This window comes from Lysinibacillus sp. K60 (genome assembly GCF_019731275.1).
Classification (GTDB): Bacteria; Bacillota; Bacilli; order Bacillales_A; family Planococcaceae; genus Lysinibacillus; species Lysinibacillus capsici.
Genome location: NZ_JAASJR010000002.1, coordinates 169,848 through 186,693 on the forward strand (window position 1 = coordinate 169,848; position 16,846 = coordinate 186,693).

General features: G+C 33.8%; 25 protein-coding genes. 16 read left to right on the forward strand and 9 right to left on the reverse strand.

Annotated features, from left to right (window positions below; all coding sequences use genetic code 11):
• The first annotated feature begins 219 nt into the window (after nucleotides 1-219).
• Together HCH28_RS24905 and HCH28_RS04615 are read left to right on the forward strand one after the other, a co-directional pair.
• On the forward strand, nucleotides 220-885 hold the full coding sequence (locus HCH28_RS24905; RefSeq protein WP_255600678.1) for a hypothetical protein: 666 nt from the start codon (nucleotides 220-222) through the stop codon (nucleotides 883-885).
• A gap of 23 nt (nucleotides 886-908) precedes the next feature.
• Complete coding sequence (locus HCH28_RS04615) at nucleotides 909-1,346, forward strand: hypothetical protein (protein WP_221680023.1); 438 nt, start codon at nucleotides 909-911, stop codon at nucleotides 1,344-1,346.
• Between the two features lie 75 nt (nucleotides 1,347-1,421).
• On the opposite strand, the gene HCH28_RS04620 is transcribed toward HCH28_RS04615, so the two are convergent.
• The 4 genes from HCH28_RS04620 to HCH28_RS04635 form a co-directional block, all read right to left on the reverse strand.
• Nucleotides 1,422-1,673, reverse strand: coding sequence for a helix-turn-helix transcriptional regulator (locus tag HCH28_RS04620; protein ID WP_112118147.1), 252 nt, complete (start codon nucleotides 1,671-1,673; stop codon nucleotides 1,422-1,424).
• A gap of 214 nt (nucleotides 1,674-1,887) precedes the next feature.
• The gene (locus tag HCH28_RS04625; RefSeq protein ID WP_221679201.1) at nucleotides 1,888-2,028 is read right to left on the reverse strand and encodes a hypothetical protein; all 141 of its coding nucleotides are present in this window, start codon (nucleotides 2,026-2,028) and stop codon (nucleotides 1,888-1,890) included.
• Nucleotides 2,029-2,152: 124 nt separating this feature from the next.
• Nucleotides 2,153-3,157: a hypothetical protein gene (locus HCH28_RS04630; RefSeq protein WP_221680025.1), complete on the reverse strand. Its 1,005-nt coding sequence runs from the start codon at nucleotides 3,155-3,157 to the stop codon at nucleotides 2,153-2,155.
• Nucleotides 3,158-3,247: 90 nt separating this feature from the next.
• Nucleotides 3,248-3,451 carry a helix-turn-helix domain-containing protein gene (locus tag HCH28_RS04635; RefSeq protein ID WP_221680027.1) on the reverse strand — a complete coding sequence of 68 codons (204 nt, stop codon included), beginning with the start codon at nucleotides 3,449-3,451 and terminating at the stop codon, nucleotides 3,248-3,250.
• A gap of 168 nt (nucleotides 3,452-3,619) precedes the next feature.
• Here HCH28_RS04635 and HCH28_RS04640 point away from each other — a divergent pair, with 168 nt between their 5' ends.
• The gene (locus HCH28_RS04640) at nucleotides 3,620-4,510 is read left to right on the forward strand and encodes a helix-turn-helix domain-containing protein (RefSeq protein WP_221680029.1); all 891 of its coding nucleotides are present in this window, start codon (nucleotides 3,620-3,622) and stop codon (nucleotides 4,508-4,510) included.
• 127 nt (nucleotides 4,511-4,637) lie between these two features.
• Nucleotides 4,638-4,892 (forward strand): hypothetical protein, encoded by a 255-nt coding sequence (locus HCH28_RS04645; RefSeq protein ID WP_221680038.1) that lies wholly within the window; start codon nucleotides 4,638-4,640, stop codon nucleotides 4,890-4,892.
• A 425-nt stretch (nucleotides 4,893-5,317) separates the two neighbouring features.
• Here the strand turns inward: HCH28_RS04645 and HCH28_RS25380 are convergent, their stop codons facing one another.
• Nucleotides 5,318-5,551: a tyrosine-type recombinase/integrase gene (locus tag HCH28_RS25380; RefSeq protein ID WP_221680412.1), complete on the reverse strand. Its 234-nt coding sequence runs from the start codon at nucleotides 5,549-5,551 to the stop codon at nucleotides 5,318-5,320.
• Nucleotides 5,552-6,241: 690 nt separating this feature from the next.
• Between HCH28_RS25380 and HCH28_RS04655 the strand changes: the two genes are divergently transcribed.
• On the forward strand, nucleotides 6,242-6,583 hold the full coding sequence (locus tag HCH28_RS04655) for a DUF2834 domain-containing protein (RefSeq protein WP_009373792.1): 342 nt from the start codon (nucleotides 6,242-6,244) through the stop codon (nucleotides 6,581-6,583).
• A 261-nt stretch (nucleotides 6,584-6,844) separates the two neighbouring features.
• Here HCH28_RS04655 and HCH28_RS04660 read toward each other — a convergent pair whose 3' ends face one another.
• Nucleotides 6,845-7,048 (reverse strand): hypothetical protein, encoded by a 204-nt coding sequence (locus HCH28_RS04660; RefSeq protein WP_221680039.1) that lies wholly within the window; start codon nucleotides 7,046-7,048, stop codon nucleotides 6,845-6,847.
• 302 nt (nucleotides 7,049-7,350) lie between these two features.
• Here HCH28_RS04660 and HCH28_RS04665 point away from each other — a divergent pair, with 302 nt between their 5' ends.
• From HCH28_RS04665 to HCH28_RS04690, 6 genes are all read left to right on the forward strand, one after another.
• Nucleotides 7,351-8,067, forward strand: a complete 717-nt coding sequence (locus tag HCH28_RS04665; RefSeq protein ID WP_221680040.1) for a hypothetical protein — start codon at nucleotides 7,351-7,353, stop codon at nucleotides 8,065-8,067.
• A 224-nt stretch (nucleotides 8,068-8,291) separates the two neighbouring features.
• Nucleotides 8,292-8,420, forward strand: a complete 129-nt coding sequence (locus HCH28_RS25385) for a polymorphic toxin type 50 domain-containing protein (RefSeq protein ID WP_081456915.1) — start codon at nucleotides 8,292-8,294, stop codon at nucleotides 8,418-8,420.
• 19 nt (nucleotides 8,421-8,439) lie between these two features.
• Nucleotides 8,440-8,721, forward strand: a complete 282-nt coding sequence (locus HCH28_RS04675; protein WP_004226963.1) for a hypothetical protein — start codon at nucleotides 8,440-8,442, stop codon at nucleotides 8,719-8,721.
• Nucleotides 8,722-9,323: 602 nt separating this feature from the next.
• Nucleotides 9,324-9,563, forward strand: a complete 240-nt coding sequence (locus HCH28_RS04680; RefSeq protein WP_036076270.1) for a hypothetical protein — start codon at nucleotides 9,324-9,326, stop codon at nucleotides 9,561-9,563.
• Nucleotides 9,564-10,071: 508 nt separating this feature from the next.
• Nucleotides 10,072-10,461, forward strand: coding sequence for a tautomerase family protein (locus tag HCH28_RS04685; RefSeq protein WP_004226969.1), 390 nt, complete (start codon nucleotides 10,072-10,074; stop codon nucleotides 10,459-10,461).
• Nucleotides 10,462-10,685: 224 nt separating this feature from the next.
• Nucleotides 10,686-11,555, forward strand: coding sequence for a GH25 family lysozyme (locus HCH28_RS04690; protein ID WP_221680041.1), 870 nt, complete (start codon nucleotides 10,686-10,688; stop codon nucleotides 11,553-11,555).
• A 127-nt stretch (nucleotides 11,556-11,682) separates the two neighbouring features.
• On the opposite strand, the gene HCH28_RS24910 is transcribed toward HCH28_RS04690, so the two are convergent.
• The 3 genes from HCH28_RS24910 to HCH28_RS04700 all read right to left on the reverse strand — a co-directional run bounded on the left by HCH28_RS24910 (nucleotide 11,683) and on the right by HCH28_RS04700 (nucleotide 13,065).
• Complete coding sequence (locus HCH28_RS24910; RefSeq protein WP_004226973.1) at nucleotides 11,683-11,817, reverse strand: hypothetical protein; 135 nt, start codon at nucleotides 11,815-11,817, stop codon at nucleotides 11,683-11,685.
• Between the two features lie 353 nt (nucleotides 11,818-12,170).
• Entirely contained in the window at nucleotides 12,171-12,716 is a 546-nt protein-coding gene (locus HCH28_RS04695; RefSeq protein WP_255600686.1) for a GNAT family N-acetyltransferase, read from the reverse strand.
• Between the two features lie 13 nt (nucleotides 12,717-12,729).
• A complete protein-coding gene (locus HCH28_RS04700; protein ID WP_221680042.1) occupies nucleotides 12,730-13,065 on the reverse strand; it encodes a hypothetical protein in 336 nt (111 codons plus the stop codon).
• A 149-nt stretch (nucleotides 13,066-13,214) separates the two neighbouring features.
• On the opposite strand from HCH28_RS04700, the gene HCH28_RS04705 reads away from it, so the two are divergent.
• The 5 genes from HCH28_RS04705 (at nucleotide 13,215) to HCH28_RS04725 (ending at nucleotide 16,636) form a co-directional block, all read left to right on the forward strand.
• Nucleotides 13,215-13,967 (forward strand): SMI1/KNR4 family protein, encoded by a 753-nt coding sequence (locus HCH28_RS04705; protein WP_221680043.1) that lies wholly within the window; start codon nucleotides 13,215-13,217, stop codon nucleotides 13,965-13,967.
• Between the two features lie 72 nt (nucleotides 13,968-14,039).
• Nucleotides 14,040-14,378 (forward strand): cupin domain-containing protein, encoded by a 339-nt coding sequence (locus tag HCH28_RS04710; protein ID WP_004226984.1) that lies wholly within the window; start codon nucleotides 14,040-14,042, stop codon nucleotides 14,376-14,378.
• A gap of 86 nt (nucleotides 14,379-14,464) precedes the next feature.
• Nucleotides 14,465-15,148 (forward strand): VOC family protein, encoded by a 684-nt coding sequence (locus tag HCH28_RS04715; RefSeq protein ID WP_221680044.1) that lies wholly within the window; start codon nucleotides 14,465-14,467, stop codon nucleotides 15,146-15,148.
• A 69-nt stretch (nucleotides 15,149-15,217) separates the two neighbouring features.
• Nucleotides 15,218-15,628: a GNAT family N-acetyltransferase gene (locus tag HCH28_RS04720; RefSeq protein WP_221680046.1), complete on the forward strand. Its 411-nt coding sequence runs from the start codon at nucleotides 15,218-15,220 to the stop codon at nucleotides 15,626-15,628.
• Between the two features lie 18 nt (nucleotides 15,629-15,646).
• Nucleotides 15,647-16,636, forward strand: coding sequence for a zinc-dependent alcohol dehydrogenase family protein (locus tag HCH28_RS04725; protein ID WP_221680048.1), 990 nt, complete (start codon nucleotides 15,647-15,649; stop codon nucleotides 16,634-16,636).
• Nucleotides 16,637-16,846 lie beyond the last annotated feature (210 nt).

Consider the following 16,846-nt stretch of genomic DNA (forward strand, 5'->3'; position numbering starts at 1 on the left):
TGTAACTTTAGTATAGCAAAATTAATCGAGAACCGCCAAAAAATGGCGTTATTGATGGGGGGATGTGGCGGTTATTGTAAATTTAATGTAAATTCCGCGCCAAAAAATGGCGTTCTTCAATAATAGATTTGGGAAGTTTCCAATGATAGGATATTAATAACTCGAGGGAACTTAATTTACTATAGTAGGTTTAAACAAAGATTTGGAGGTAAATTAATTATGAAAAATAACCTATTTAAAGGTTTTATCTTTATGTTAAGCTTTATGTTAGTATTTAGTGTAATGTCACCAGCACTTGCAAATGCTAGTGAAATTCAGGAATTACCAACTAATGATTCTTTAAATCACGAAGAAACTGATTTTGATGAATTAACTAATAATTTCTTACTTGGAATAGGAGATTTTGAAGACCCTCTTTCAGATGAAGAGTCTTTAGCAATATTTAATAATAAAATTCTGGAAAACCAATATTCAAATGATCATCCTTCTGTAGAGCAATTCAATCTTTTTAGACTTGCGTTTTCAGTAGTGAGAAGTGGCGTTAATTACGTAGTTAAAGTAACTAGTAAAGGTAATAAAATAAAGGATGTAAGAAACGGGAAATTAGAAGTAGATGTTAGTAAACATATAAATGCTGGTAATCGGTTCAAAGATTATGGTGATATGGACAAACTTGTAAAATATATTGTAGAAGATATACGTAGATCAGATCAAGATAATGTAGTAAAAGATGGTTGGAACTCGATCAAAACGTATTACGGAAAAGGAGATAAAAAATTAGAAATCCGTTTCTATATAGAGGATGGAAAATTATTAAGTTTCAATGCTTTTCCTGATCATTCAAATAAAGATGCAGGTAATGTGATTTGGTTAATTCCACAATAATAATCTAAATAAGAGGAGTTATTATGGAAGAAATTAAGATAAATGATTATGTTGTAAAAGTAGATAAAGAGAAAACTTTAGAATTATACAAAACACTTCCGAAGGTTTCTGAAAAAGCTCATTGTGGTTGTGAAGATTGTCAACTTTTCGCGAAACAAATTCAGCTCACTAGTCCAGAAATTTTAAATTTCTTTAAACAATTTGGAGTAGATCCTACAAAAGAAGCCGAAGTTTGGAGAGCAATCCCCAATAAGGATGGATATGATACTTATAGTGCAGATTATCATTTTATAGGTTTTATAGAGGGTACGGATGATATAGATTGGATTCATATAGGAGAAGCATCTTTTGGACTTGCCAATCATGATGGAGATTTACCAAGTCCCATGATTCCAAGTACATTCTCAAAACCAATAGTAGAATTAGCTGTAAGGATAACAATGCCTAATTTGGAGATTTAATGTGAAAAAATTTTGTTTATAAATTAAACCATGAAAGCCCAGGCGCTCATTCAAACGTGAGTACCTGGGCTTTTTTTATTCATCATACGGTCTGTATTTAGCATGTAATTCTTTCGCTGCTTCTTTTCTTGCTTCCACATCTTCACGTAAAAACATTCGATCCCGTGGTAACTCTTTGATAGGAGTTAGCTTTCCTCGTTTTACAAGTGAATTTAATGATTGCCTAGAAATTTGCAATTCCTCCAATACTTCTGATGATGTTAGGATTTCTGATTGAACTAATTTAATGAATTCTTCTTTACTGTTGAAAGAGTAGTTTTTTGACATTGGATGAGACCACCTAGTTTTTTATTTTTTTCTCATTGTAAGAACTGTTGCGCCAATTATTATTAATGCTGCAACTGTAAGAATTAAAGTAATAGTCATCATGAAAATCACCTCTTCTTTTCATTTTGATTGTATAACATTTAGAAATCATTTATATTTATTGTGAAGGCTAAGGGGGTCAGCCTTAACCTTCATTTTTAAACTTTGTTGGACGCTACTTCTTTGAAGTGGTGTCTTTTTCTTTTTCATCAAGTGCTTTTGCTTTCTTGTTGTTTAACTTTGCTGTTTGAAAGTTAACGATTGCAATTGCTAAGTTGACGAATGCTGTTATTGCTACTACTCTTTCAAGCTCCATTTTTATTACCTCCTTTCTATACTCTTATTATAGCATATCTACATACTTGAGTAAATAGATATTGTTGATTTATTTTCCTGTTATGCTAAAAATTTTCATAAAAAAAGCCACTCGTTTGAGTGACCTATTTTTTACTAATTGGTACAACAACAGTAATATCCTCACCAATCTTCATTGAATCTTTTGATGTCGGTTCAAATACAAATTTTAATTCATTAACACCTTCTAAACCTTCTTCACCAAGGTCAAATATTACTTCACCTTTTTGTATTACTTTTCCCATAAATTCCGATTCAAAAGGAGAAATCATAACGTTAGCCCTAATTTGTCGTTTAGTATCAGTAATCATAGTTGCTGTATCAGGATGGAAACTAACTGTATCATCAGATAGATTTTCTCCAGTCATGGATAAGATTAAAACGTTTGTTTCAGCAGCAGTTTCTATTAAATCAGGATTATCAGCAACCAATCTAGCTGTTTTGATTTGATCAATAGAGAACTCTACATCAGCGCTTTTGTATTTATCTGTTGGTGCAGTATAAAAATCAGAAATGGTATAGGTTCCTGCAAAATCATCTTTTACTACATCACCGACTTGTGCATCTGTTAGGTTTTCAGTTTTATTTGCTTTACTTTCTTCTGATATTTCTATACTAGTAGAACCAGTTACAGCTTTTTCTAGAGAAGCAGCATATTTAGCAAATTCATTATCCTCCATATCACCGTTCATTTGAATTAAGAACAATCCACTTTGGTGTGTGTGGGAATAAAACATCGGACCAGAGTTACCTAATTCATCATAGTAACTTTTAGCTTTTTGTAAGTCTTCTTCACTATCAAATAAGAATAGTCTGCCTCCTGCATCTGCTCCAAGCGAAGGAATTAAAAGTCTTTTTCCTTCCTTACGAATATTACCAAATTCATCATTTGGTAAATCAGATACTTCACCTAATTCTAAATTATCGTCCTTGAAATACTTAATTACATCTTCAGTTGTTTTAGCTAATACCTTCTGTTCTTGCTGAGTGTCTGAATTATTATCTTTAGGTTTTTCACTTGTAGAGCTATCTCCACAACCAGCTAATCCTAAACTCAATACTAATGCAGCACTAAAAATTAATTTTTTCATTGTATGTAATCCTCCCTCTATATTTCCATTTTAGGAAATTCCGTGGTGAAAGTACATATAAAAAAACAGACAACCTTATTTAGTTATCTGTTACTTAATCTCAAACATTTCATTCATATCTGTAATTTCAAGTGCTTGTAGAACTTTGGTGATGTGTTCACGATTAATCGAAGTTCTTCTGTTAGTTGCAAGTTCACTGATCACTGTACGTGTTAATCCTGTTTTTTCTGCTAATTCCACTTGGGACATTCCTCGTTCAATTAACACTTCTTTTAGTTTTACTTTTAGTTCCATGATTTCACCTCTTTAATTATATTCTTCTTAAATCTCATTATACACAAATCCATAAATTTAATAAATAATTTTTATTAAATACTTGAATTATTAAATTTAATAATTTATACTCAAATCAATAAATAATGATATTTAATAATCTTTTCTTAGAAATGAGGTGAAAAACAAATGGCATTCGAATACCTAGCACAATACATAACATTCGATTCAGTAGCAGATATGGATAAGAGTGTGGAGGACCACATAGCGGTTCACTATTACGACTTAACAGAATCGGAAAGAGCAATCATATTCAAACTTGCATCACACAGCTTAGAGTATCCTGGAGTATGCCATTTAAAAGCTTCGACTATTGCTGCTTCATTGGAGATCAGCACAAAGACAGTTTATCGATCAATGAAGAAATTAGCAGAGTTAGGCATCATCGAAAAAGTACCGAGTACTAAATTAAACGGCATCAAAGGGGCTAGTATTTATCGCATTTTACCTTATGTCCCATCGAGCGTGTCCCAACGAGATACAGCACAGGCCATCAATAATGACGCGGTTTCCGAGACTTTTACAGAAAACCAATCATCTAAATCTTTTAATCATTTATCTTTTAAAACAAGCACTTTACAAGAAATATATAATAATGCTCACACTGAAAAAGAAGCTCATAAGGAATACATGAACGAGTACCAGGTTATGCTATTTGATTTCATGAATAGCTTGCCATTAGCAGATAACTTAAAAGACGAATTGCACAAGGTTGTATTAGCTTCACAAGTAAATTCTGTGGATGAATTTATAAAAGCTAAGAACGTGCTATTTAAAATTGCTATGGATATTAAAGAAGGTATTTTAACAGTTACAAGCACCTTAAGAGCCGTATTTGTAGGAGCGTTTAATAAGGCTGTAGAGCGTTCTATTAAGAAGGTGACTAATTCATCATCTATAGAAGAAACTCCATATAAAGAACGTCCAGTGCCTTTCTATAACTGGCTGAATGAGCGTGATAGCCTTCCACAATCATTGGTGCATGGTGAACCATCGTTAGATAATTGGCTGGAGTGGTAAATAGAAATAGTTATCCAGATGAAAGTACTTTGAGGTATTATTAAATTAACGGTCAGGTTAATACAAGAAGGTTTTTTTATAAATTTGAATACTTATTGAAATAAGTAATATCAAGGGGAGGAATAAGATGAAAAAGAATTTACAGAAATTTGGTTATGTTTTATTTATTTCAGGTATTTTTTTATTCGGTTTAATGCATCTGGCGATTGCTTTATTCATTCCTAATTTAACGGGTTGGGGTGACCCGCCTGGTAAACTTGTGACAGTTCTAAATGAAATAATTGGATGGGTTCCTTATACATTAAGTATTATATTATTTTCAATTGGTGCATTGATTATTATTTATGATTTATGGCAAACAAAGCAAAGTGAAAAAAGTTAATATTTTATTGACAGATGTATTGATTAAATAAGGGAACCCAATATTCGTTATAATGTTAATGGAGTGCTTAGTTAAATAATCCATAAAAAGACCACTCCGTGATTGGTGGTCTTAAATTTTCCCCATCATATCCCCACCAGTGGTAGAAAATAAATAGAGATAAAATGAATATACAACTAGATAAAATTAAATAAAAAAACAACCGACAACTCCTTATATATCATAGGATTGTCGGTTATATAGAAATCTAAAAAGATACGCCTGAATACAGCATTTCTATAGGAGGCATTCATGGCTGTGCTGAAGATGGATGATTCGAAATAATATTGATATAACAGGGTTTATAGGGGTTTAAGCAAATAGTTTTGTATCAGTTGGATGGAGATTGCCCCGATTTGCCACCGCATTGAAATTGTGCCAGTAATTTATAAATCCTTAGCGATGGCATCAAAAATATCGGTAGCATCTCTTGCCATCTTCTGTGTTAAATGGACATAGCGGTCTTCAGTAATGGCTGATCGGCTGTGTCCTAATCTTTTTTGAGCAGTTTTTATGGGCTGTCCACTTTCAATTAACATCGTTGCATGAGTATGATGTAAAGAATAATAATTGAAATCGATGCCTAGTTTTTTGGTTAGATCTCTTGTTTGATACTTTATAACAGCAGGGGTGTAATGTTCTCCGTTTTCTTTTTACAAACAAAATCGAGATTTGGATCTTAAGATAGAATTCGCCATACTTCAACCGATTTTCAATTTGTTTCTTTTTGGCTTTCTTTAATGAAAGGGGCTAGTATTTATTGCATTATCCTTATGTCCCAACGAGAGACAGTCGAAGAAGCTAGTAATGATGCGGTTTGCCCTCCACAATCTGAAAACCAACCATCTAGTTCTTTTAAGGTAAAAAGCATATAATATTATGATTCTTGGCAGTAAATTAGCTTAGCAAGCTGAAAAGAAAAAGGAGTACATGAACGAGTACCAAATGATGCAGTTCGATTTCATGCACTCATTGCCATCAGTTGATGAATTGAAAGACCAACTTCACAAATGTATCTTAGCTATAAAAATGAACGATGTACGTGTCTTCGTGAATGCTAAGGACTTTTAATTAATATCATCCGTGATATTACGACATTAACGATTACTAGTACATTTATAGCAGTATTCGTAGGAGCATTTAACAAGACTGTAGAGGCTTTAAAAGTTAAGCCTATTCAATCATCTATAGAAAAACCTCCTCCTATTGAGCGTCCTGCACATTTCTATAACTGGTTAAAGGAAATATGTATTTAAATTAATTTTTTATGAGGTATGTTTAAAATCATAGAGAGGGGAAGATTAATTTAAATGAGAAAAGTGTACTTGTTATTTGCGATTATCGGCACAGTATTTCCGTATTATTTTTTGTGGCAATTCTTGAACGAAAACGGATTTGATTTAGGGTTATTAATAGATTTATTATTTGCAAACTCGATATCGACCTTCTTTGCTGTTGACTTTTTTATTTCATGCTTTGTTTTTATAATCTTTATGTTTAATGAGTCAAGAAAGTATAACATTAAAGAAAAGTGGATATGTCTATTAACTTTGTTTACAGTTGGTTTATCGCTGGCATTACCGTTATTTTTGTTTTTCAGAGAGCCATACATAAAGAAAGAAGTGTTGTTAAACTCCAATGAAAGAAAGTGAAAATCTTACATTTTCTATGGTGTAGTATTGATTTTGTGGTACATGGATGGCAAACGAGAGCTTAATAATTCGTAAGAAGACCACTCCGTAATGAGTGGTTTTTTTGTATTCATTTAGGTGTGATGGACGGAGTATTTGAAAACGAAAGTAGATAGATGGAATAAAACTAGCTATTGCTTAAAACTATTACCTGTAGCTTTAACGTTTATAAAACAAAGTTGTTGAAAAAAGTTATGATCCAGCCAATGGTATTTTCTCATACTAGATACAATGCTGGTTTAGTTGAGACAGATTTATAAATTTAGCAATACCGTCTGTCATCTCCATTACGAGTTGTTTTTGAGTCGTTCGGCGTAACAAAACGACAGGAATACCAAATTTAATGGCTAATAATTTATAGCCTAAAGTACCTTTTAAATATTCTATAACATCAATTATTTTAAATTCATCGCTATATTTTTCCATATGAAAACACCCCAAAGATTAGATTTTTAAACTCTAATTTTTGGGGTGCAGCACCTGAGGGATCCTAAACTTTCCCTTATCATACTTATAGCAAGGCTGAGGAGTAGTCTAATATTAATGCATTTTATAGAAAAGAAACACTATATAAAAAACGTTAAATCCCTTTTTATAATTAGTAAATATTGACCTAGTTTGGAGGTTGAGCTTTTATAATAAATGGAAATAGTTATCCAAATAAACTTTATTTGAGGTATTATTAAAAGGGTTCTAACAAAATTGAACTAGAGGGAGGAGTATGTAATATGAAAATACGAAGCGTTATTATAACAATTGTCGCACTTTTATTTGTAATTATTGCAGGATGTAGTTCAGAGACAGAAGAACAGTCTATGGGCGAAGTTGAAAAGGAAATTCATACGCAAGAACTGGTAGAGTCTATGTTCAGTGAGGACAGCCTGGAGGCAGCGAAAGAAAGAATAGAGGAACGAGGCGGCTCAGATTATATGACACCACCACCTGAGTATACTGCTATCGGAGAAAATCAATCAACTGTAGTAGAACTTAAAGAGTCGGACATTTTAGACGGAGAAGATTCTAGTTTTGAAAATTATGACAACGTAGGAGAAATACGTCTTGATACGTTGGAGCTGGACTCTACTTTTGAGGATCAAGATACATATATAAATGTAATGCTTACAGAACTAGGAATGGAGAAAGCTTACTATGCAATGCGTAAAACTTTATTGTGGACAGCCGGTAATCCTCCAGATGGACTCGAAAAACATAGTGATGGCACTCTATCTTTTTATCTAAGTAAATACTCCGAGCTTATAAATTGTCACTTTCAGAGTGCTAACCCTGACGTGAAAGAAAAAATTATTAGAAACATGCAGAACGCTTATAAAAACAATACACCTATAATTGTCTACGGAGAATTTGAGGAGTTTCTAGACGAAGAAGGATACGCTGGCTATCGTCTTATCATACATCGAATAGGCTTTAAAGAAGTCATAAATTAATAAAAGAATTTGATAAAAATCCTGAATTATTCATGGAAATGATGTTTAGAAATTTGCCAATTAAGACCACTCTGTTATGGGTGGTCTTCAATGTTTTCTTCCACCTTCATGCCACCGTGTTCAGAAAATAAACATGACATATTAGGACATAAAGAAAAAATATAATGAGCATTTCTGCGAGCTTATTGAAAATTATGCTGGAAAAGGTAATATGATAAATGTAAATAAAGAGGAACTTCGGAAGAAAATTTGGTGATTACTTTGATTCCAAAACCAACCATTATTTAACTACTCAAAATGGTATAATACATAATAGTAAAGCAGACGCTCATATTGTTCCATCTGCACCTTAAGAAAAGGGGAAGTGGGAAAATGATTTATGATAATGCAGTTTTAAAGCTGCTGGAGTATGGGATATCAAAGCCGAGATTAGAAATTATGTGGAAAGATGGAGAGACTAGTATTTGTGAAATCGACACTTTCTACGACTCTGATAACGGGTTAGAACTTGACGATGGTAGTTATGAAGAATATCATGTAGCACTAGTTAGAGATGTATTTAATTGTCAATGTATTGAAATTGGAACAGGTGAAAATAAACCTATACTTATTAGGATAGAGGAAACAGGGGAAATAATTTTTAAAAGTGACTGATTTTTTTGCAACTATTGAAGAAAATTATGTCGTAAAAAATGATACACAACGTAGTAATTAGTAATAGTAATGCCCAGTTACTTGATTTTATTGTGTACCAGGGCATTTTTGTTTTGGCTACTATCACTTGCTTTCTTTTTAAATAGTTTACTGTGATTCTTTTCAAAGGTCTCGAATCTCCTACTTATAATGAAGTTATCTTTCCCTACTCTTTTTCAATTTTTCTAAATAATAAATAAACTATTGAAATTATAATATAAAGTGTGACAAAATTTAGAAGCACACTATTTTCACTTTTACTGGCTATATATACGTATAACCCTATTACCACCGCTAATATGAATGATTTGTATATTGAAATCATATTACTTCCACCTTTTCTCAATATTAGAAATAATTTTATAGTGCTTTCATATAATTTTATATTAATATCCCTTTGTAATTGCAATCCCTTCAATTTTTGGAAAAATCATATTTTTTGTAAAGTGCAATTTAAAGATTTTACGAAACGATCCGTAGCTACTTGCTTTGAAATATGGAATTCAAATCCCTAACAATACATTTATCTAGATTATTTCTATTACTACGTAGGAGTTTATGACATGACTATTAAATGGAACAGAGAAGAAATACTTTTCGATACTCTATATGAAGCTGACACCTGGGCAGATTCAATTGCAAATGAAATATATGGAAGAATTTATAACGGATATGATACACCAGATTACAAAATAGCCTATTCGCTTGCTTTTAGATTAGCTTCTATAAAAGAGTGTAGAGTTTATACAGAAAATAGTATTGAAGGTAGATATAAAGTTTGGGTCATTTTTGAAATTGAATAGTAAAGATGAGGTGCTCATTTAAAATCGAGTAGTTAATTTTTGGTAATTCAAGATTCTTCCTTTTCATTTATTTAAATGTAGTGGTGTAGAAACTAACGAAGCAACAGTATGTCCTGAGTTTCGCTCACTCTCTCTTTCATTTCCTGGAGCTTTAAGGTATATAGGCACCCACTACTTCAAATGTTAGTTTGTCAGCAACAATAATATATTTTATATCTATTTCTTTACCAGATTGGAACAACAGAATGTGTACTATTTGGATAACTGTTTCTACCTGAGCTTGCAGCGAATTGCAGTTATTATAGTCACAGTTAAGTAGAGTTATTACTTTGGGATTGTTGGTTTAAATAGTTCATATTTGTTTCATGAATAGATTGAGTGATTGTTTAAATGAAATCAAGCATAGGAATTAGCTTGATGGTCATGTTGAAGTATTTTTATAATATGGTTATAGAACAGTATTTGGTAGTTGAGTTTAGATTAGTAAGTCAAGAAAGGTGAGAGGTCGTTGGGACAAATTAAAATTTATGGTGTTAACGGAAGGTTAAATCCCATTAAGGAAACATTATCGAATATTATCCATTCTTGTATGGTAGACGCACTTGAATATCCACTAGATAAGAAATTTCATCGCTTTTTTCCTATGGACAAAGAGGATTTTTATTTTGCAAGTGAAAGAACTGAATCCTATACAATAATAGAAATTAGTATGTTTGAAGGTAGAACGATTCAAGCTAAAAAACAATTAGTGAAGCTACTATTTGAACGCATAAATAACCAATTAAATATTTCACCTCAAGATGTTGAAATTACAATTTTTGAAACGCCTAAACATAATTGGGGAATAAGAGGGTTACCTGGGGATGAATTAGCACTTAATTACAAAGTAAATATATGACATAAAGTCGCTAATTTTTTAGCTAATTCGACTAACGAACACTCTGTGAAAAGTGCTCCCTCTTTATTATTTAACAATTATCTGACCACTAAATAAAGAACCTATAAGGACTAGAATAATCTACATAACTATTATTTTAATGAATGATTCTAAATAATGCTTGAAGCAATGGGTTCGCTTCTATCCACAATTTATTTACTATTTTTTAGGGAGGGGACAATTGAATGAGTTATATCATAGACATTTCACATCATCAAGGAGATATTGATTGGTCTGAAGCTTATAAAGATGTTGATTTGGCTATAATCCGCACTCAATATGGTACAAGCACAATTGACCGTAAATACATTCAAAATATAGAAGCTTGTATTAAGTACAAGGTACCTTTTGGCGTTTATATTTATGTTACCTTTAAAAATGGTACTGAGGCATTGGAACAAGCAAAAGATTTCTATAACAGAGCAAAAAACTATAATCCACTATTTTATGTTGTAGATATCGAAGAAAGCTTTGGTGCTAGTGTCCAAAATATCGTACAAGGCACACAGGTGTTTATAGATTATTTAAAAAGTAAGGCTGTAAAAGTCGGACTATATACAGGCCATCATTTTTACAAACCTTATCTGATGGATACCGTTAAACATTATGATTTCTTGTGGATTCCTCGCTATAGTGGCTCTAGTTCACCTGGACTAAAGCCAAACTTTGCTTGTGACTTATGGCAGTACACAGACAAAGGGATTGTAGCAGGGATTAAAGGAACTGTAGATTTAAACCAATTAAATGGATCTAAGTCTTTATCCTGGTTCACAGATACAAATAAGAAGGAAATATCATTGTCTCAGTATGAAGAATTAAAGAAAGAAAATAAGCAACTAAAACAGGAACTTACTGAAATGAAAGAGTTGTTAGTTGGGAAAGCAGAATTACAATCAAATGCTGTGGTATCACCAACACATAAAGAAGATTGGGAATGGGCCATTGAAGAGGGCGTTATACGAGGAGATGGCAAGTGTATGAACCCTACAGATACACTCACAAGACAACAGATGGCAACGATGCTCAAACGTTTCTATGATAAATTTATTAAATAATAGCGTTCATAAATACCAGAGAACAAGCAACAAAATATTTTGCCTATTATGGAGCGTATTCGTTAATCATAAAAGGAATCACTGTTTATAGTGATTCCTTTCAAAGTGGGACCAACCTGTTTGAAATTTAATGAAACAATAGGAAAAACTTAGCTAGTAAAAAAATGGGGACTCCTACAATTATTACGCCTGCAAAGAAATAACAAAACAACATAAAAACATCGAAAACCGCACCAGCTAAATCATCAATGAATTTTAACATTTCATTCCCCTCCAAACATAATAAGTATTAGCATTTATAATCTCTTTATTGCTTACCAATCATCATACTGACCCAAAGTCTTTTTTAGAGTTTTATCCCACTTAATCAAGAGTCCCATAAATTTTTATTAGGATGATTTTCATCAGATGGTAACGCATGAAAGCTGGAAGTCACACTGAGTATTCATTGTAATTTGTCATACCCTAAACCACGAAGCTTGAGTATATTTCCTAATAACGACCCTGTAAATCTTTTGGAAAGTGTTTTATATTGTATGCATAAAGCATGTTATTGACTAATGATTTGTTATTTACATAGAGATTTTGTGTTATCTGATAGAGCATTTTTTCCTTCTATAATCGGAATGGTAGTGTTCGCTTCCATATCATATGGTGATTATTTGTTCCCCAATAGTTTTCAAGGACAATATCAGGCTGTCCAAATTTCTTCTGCCAGACCATTTGCGCTTGTTTATATCCACTATCTAAACAAAAACTAGGAACCCTTCGATTTTCTAACGTCAGGAGCATTTTTTGCAGTAGCACGGTGCCAATCCCACGATTTTGATAGTCAGGATGAACAAAAACGGTACCGATTTCTAGACAATTGAATAGATTCTCTTTGATCGTTTGTTGGATGATTTCGTTGGCTTGACCACATTCGATAGTGCCTATTATTTCATTGGTTTCTTCATTCAAAGCTAACCAGAAAAATCTTTTTTCCCCCTGGCTCTCTAAGTCCATTGCTACGTACTGTTTTTTCGTTTCCCATTCATGCTGTTGATCGTCCACTAGCTCTGCAATTCCTTCTTTTTTATAAGTATCCCGAATGACAAGATCAAAGAATTCGTGTAACGTCTGGATGTCCGATTGTTCTGGACGTCTAATAAGTAATTTCAAGATTGCTTGCTCCTTATAATGGATGTCGTCGGTGGTTTAGTAGGGATCGAGCTCGTTGCACATCCACATCTAGTAAATCATTTAAATCTTGCTGTACTACAGTCAATCGATCAAGTGCCAGCTGTAACCAAAGATCGGAGGCATCATATTTTTCAGCGTGCCATAGCAACTCTCCATAACAAATGGCAGCACGAATAAATGTGATATGGTCATTTAGCAGATTTGCTAAATGAGTGGCTTGTTTGAGACATGCTTCCCCTTGTGTTACCTTACCATAATCTAAATAGCGAAGTGCTTTCAAAAATTCCGTGTTGGCTGGCTGTATTGTCTGTTCATTCATATGTTGCATGACAGATCGCTCCCATCCGTTATTTTTGTTTACGTTATGCCTACTATCAGTCTATTTTAATGATTATAACATGTTCCCCTTATTTGGTTAATAATGGGGTATGTTAAAATGCAAGAAAGACACTTGGTCATTAAAAGGAGAGAATGCCATTGAAAGATTTAGAAAAGAAACTCGATGCAGTATTAGAGCAAATGCGTGATTTTATCGATGAGATTCAGGAGCGGGAGTCAGCCTATCCCATGGTTTTTTCTCATCAATCAGAAGAGGATATTAGCCAATTTGTGGATGGTGGGTGGTCATTGCCAGCAGAGTATCTTTATTTTTTGAGACATTATGTTGTTGAAAGGGTCACATGGGCTACAGGTGATTATATTAATCTAATGATCTATAGCGCAAGAGATTTAAAACGAGGGCAGGAGGGCTATAATTATAATCCGGTGACAGAAGAGGTGATTGTGGATTGGCCACATGATTATTTAGTCATCGCAACAGATGAAGGCGATCCCTATTGTCTGGATCTATCAAGAGGGGATACAGCTGTTTTTACCGCTCCTCATGGGACAGGCAGTTGGCATTTTTCAATGGCTTATGACAATTTAATTTTGTTCCTTGAAAGTGTACTGATTCCACCTTGTTTAGAAGAAATGTTGCCTGAAGAAAGTTCGATAGCGTACTATGAATTAACTATTACTGGGGAAGGAGAAGATAAACTAAAGACATTATTGTTGCTAAAAAAATTATTATCTTATGATTATTCACAAGCGAGAAAGGCTTTAGAACAGCCACCGCTAATAATTTATAGGGGAGTTGAAGCAGGTGCCTTAAAGTTAGAAGCTGAGTTACAGAATATCGGTGCAGATTTTCAAAAAAGGAAAATTAGCTTAGCTGAATTGATTGAATGAGTGAAATTAACAAGAATCATGGACATTCCTCCTCTAAAGTATTTGAATTTTCACAGGAAAGGAAGAGTAAGAATGAAAATTAACAAGGCATTAGCACAACACTATCAATGGGGAGCACAGTGTGATGGCTGGCATCTTGTACAAAATAAGGAGCTTAGTGTGATACATGAGAGGATGCCTGCTCAAACAGCTGAGGTAAATCATTATCACCATCATGCACAGCAGTTTTTCTTTGTTCTTTCAGGCACCGCTACAATAGAACTGAATGACCAAAGAATTGAGTTAAAGCAACTTGAGGGAATTGAAGTACCTCCCAATGTACCACATCAAATGCGAAACGATTCACAAGAAGATGTAGAATTCCTTGTGATATCGCAGCCAAATAGCAGGGGAGACCGAGAGCTGCTTTAACTATACGAAAGTAAACTTCATTCTTTTGCATGAAGCCATTCTTATCAGCTGCTTGTATAGTAGGGGGTGTAAAGGGGTGTTTAAAGATGAAGATTACGAAGGTAAAATTATATGTCCATGATATGCAAAAAATGGAGCAGTTTTATGTTGATCTGTTAGGCTTTACTTTGTTAGAAAGAACAGCTGATTATTTTACAATAGTCGTGGGGGAAAGCAGGATGACATTTGAGAAGATTCCTTCTAAAATGCCAAAGCAGTATCATTTTGCATTAAATATTCCTAGTAACTTATTTCAACAGGCAAAGATTTGGGCAAATGAGCATGTAGGCTTGCTGGATTCAGAGGGGCAGGATGAAGTCTATTTTGAATTTTTAAAAGCATATGCATGCTATTTCTACGATCCTGAAGGCAATATAGTGGAGCTTATTGCAAGACAGGAAATAAATCCAAAACATGCTGAAGTTAATTTTTCTGTAGAGCAAGTGTTACATATTGGAGAAATCAATTTAACGTCAGATGACATTCAGACAATTGCTGAAAAGTTAAAGAAGTATGCTATTAATCCTATAGCTAACAAGGAAATTCAACTAGATAGCCTTAATTTTCTAGGGAACTATGAAGACGGAGCCAATATCCTTTTAGGACCGAGTGGACGTCTTTGGTATTTTTCTGATAAGAAAGCAGTAATCAGCCCGATTAGTATTGAAATAGATGAAGCTTTACAATTAAATATGGATGAAGAAGGTCAATTAACGCTTCTGCAACTTTGACATCATAAACTTATCGTTGATTAAATATATGTTATTTTGTATATTTATTCAAAATAAGGAGGGTGTTATATGTATATAATCAAAGAAACAAATCCAACGATAGACTCGTATAAAGCATTGCACCAAACAACTGGTTGGAATGCAAAAGGGCTGTATACGTATGAACAATTATACAAGGCTATTTGTAATAGCTGGTTCAGTACATCTATATATGATGAAGAAAATCTAATTGGTTATGGACGTATTATCTCTGATGGTATCTATCAAACATTTATCTGTGATGTGATGGTGCACCCTGATTATCAACGAAAAGGTGTTGGCACAATGGTGATGGATGCTCTTTTAGAGCAATGTCAGAAAGAAAATATAAAATGGGTTCAATTATTTTGTGCTAAAGGTAAACAACCTTTCTATCAGAAGCTTGGATTTAGGGAACGTGAAATAGATGCTCCTGGTATGATGTTGTTTTATACGGAATGAATAAAGGAGCTAGAATCGTTGAAAGTAAAATGCCTAAAAATCTATGAATTTGGAAATCCGCAAGAGGTAATAAGGCTAGAGAATAAAACAATCGAGCCTCCTCAAGGTCAAGAAATTCTTGTTCGTATGCTAGCCAGACCAATTAATCCCTCAGATTTAATCCCAATATGGGGGAAATATGCTCATAGAATCACTTTACCAACTATACCTGGCTATGAGGGAGTAGGAATAATAGAAGCTGTTGGACCGCTTGTTTCACCGAAGATTATTGGTCAGCGCGTATTGCCGTTACGGGGAGAGGGAACTTGGCAGGAAGTAGTGAAAACGCAAGTAGATTTTGCAGTGACTATTCCTGACACTATGGATGATTTTACAGCAGCACAAATGTATATTAATCCAATTACAGCCTTCGTAACATGCTCAGAGGTACTTAATTTACAATCAAACGATGTCTTATTAGTAAATGCTTGTGGTTCTGCCATTGGACATCTCTATGCTCAACTTGCGAAATTGCTAGGCTATCAACTTATTGCTGTGACACGAAGTAATCAGCGTACTGAAGAATTACTGCAACTTGGGGCAGCTTTTGTCATTGATACCTCTCAAATGCCACTTTACGAAACGGTTATGGCAATAACAAATGGTAAGGGAGCAGAAGCAGCAATTGATTCGATTGGTGGAGAGGCAGGCAATCAGCTTGCCTTCTGCGTAAAGCCCGAGGGTATTTTTTTAGCTATTGGTCTTTTATCAGGTATTCAGGTAAATTGGACATATATTGTGAAGGAAGCAAAGGTACAAGCTAGGATGTTTCATTTACGCCATTGGCAACGTCAGACGTCAATTGAAAAATGGCAACAAACGATGCAACAACTTATACACCTTGTACAGGATGGCTCCTTAAAAATGATGAATGTACATGCTCATTTTCCATTATTGGATATCCATAAGGCAATTTATGCTGTTGAGGGAACTAAAAAAGGAAAGATATTTTTAACGAATGTTGATTAAGTAACATACTACCGTCGTAGTTGGGCTACTACGGGTAGTATGTTTTTTTATAGGAAAATGAGTGTTTTTAGTGCTGAAGAAAATAGTTCATATATTGGCCTGCTCCAAATAGTGAGAAAGCCGCTCAAAAGAAGTGAGCCCCCGCTCCAAAGAGTAAGAAAGCCGCTCAAAGTAAGTGAACCACCGCCCAGATTAAAGAATTCACTAGCA

Excerpts from the sequence above, each read along its gene's own strand:
- HCH28_RS04710 (WP_004226984.1), top strand. The coding sequence starts at position 14,040 with ATGAAAATTAACAAGGCATTAGCACAACACTATCAATGGGGAGCACAG.
- HCH28_RS04720 (WP_221680046.1), top strand. The coding sequence starts at position 15,218 with ATGTATATAATCAAAGAAACAAATCCAACGATAGACTCGTATAAAGCA.
- HCH28_RS04640 (WP_221680029.1), top strand. The coding sequence starts at position 3,620 with ATGGCATTCGAATACCTAGCACAATACATAACATTCGATTCAGTAGCA.
- HCH28_RS04635 (WP_221680027.1), bottom strand. The coding sequence starts at position 3,451 with ATGGAACTAAAAGTAAAACTAAAAGAAGTGTTAATTGAACGAGGAATG.
- HCH28_RS04715 (WP_221680044.1), top strand. The coding sequence starts at position 14,465 with ATGAAGATTACGAAGGTAAAATTATATGTCCATGATATGCAAAAAATG.
- HCH28_RS04625 (WP_221679201.1), bottom strand. The coding sequence starts at position 2,028 with ATGGAGCTTGAAAGAGTAGTAGCAATAACAGCATTCGTCAACTTAGCA.
- HCH28_RS04675 (WP_004226963.1), top strand. The coding sequence starts at position 8,440 with ATGATTTATGATAATGCAGTTTTAAAGCTGCTGGAGTATGGGATATCA.
- HCH28_RS24905 (WP_255600678.1), top strand. The coding sequence starts at position 220 with ATGAAAAATAACCTATTTAAAGGTTTTATCTTTATGTTAAGCTTTATG.
- HCH28_RS04700 (WP_221680042.1), bottom strand. The coding sequence starts at position 13,065 with ATGCAACATATGAATGAACAGACAATACAGCCAGCCAACACGGAATTT.
- HCH28_RS04620 (WP_112118147.1), bottom strand. The coding sequence starts at position 1,673 with ATGTCAAAAAACTACTCTTTCAACAGTAAAGAAGAATTCATTAAATTA.
- HCH28_RS04645 (WP_221680038.1), top strand. The coding sequence starts at position 4,638 with ATGAAAAAGAATTTACAGAAATTTGGTTATGTTTTATTTATTTCAGGT.
- HCH28_RS04660 (WP_221680039.1), bottom strand. The coding sequence starts at position 7,048 with ATGGAAAAATATAGCGATGAATTTAAAATAATTGATGTTATAGAATAT.
- HCH28_RS04690 (WP_221680041.1), top strand. The coding sequence starts at position 10,686 with ATGAGTTATATCATAGACATTTCACATCATCAAGGAGATATTGATTGG.
- HCH28_RS04630 (WP_221680025.1), bottom strand. The coding sequence starts at position 3,157 with ATGAAAAAATTAATTTTTAGTGCTGCATTAGTATTGAGTTTAGGATTA.
- HCH28_RS04665 (WP_221680040.1), top strand. The coding sequence starts at position 7,351 with ATGAAAATACGAAGCGTTATTATAACAATTGTCGCACTTTTATTTGTA.
- HCH28_RS24910 (WP_004226973.1), bottom strand. The coding sequence starts at position 11,817 with ATGTTAAAATTCATTGATGATTTAGCTGGTGCGGTTTTCGATGTTTTT.
- HCH28_RS04615 (WP_221680023.1), top strand. The coding sequence starts at position 909 with ATGGAAGAAATTAAGATAAATGATTATGTTGTAAAAGTAGATAAAGAG.
- HCH28_RS04655 (WP_009373792.1), top strand. The coding sequence starts at position 6,242 with ATGAGAAAAGTGTACTTGTTATTTGCGATTATCGGCACAGTATTTCCG.
- HCH28_RS04680 (WP_036076270.1), top strand. The coding sequence starts at position 9,324 with ATGACTATTAAATGGAACAGAGAAGAAATACTTTTCGATACTCTATAT.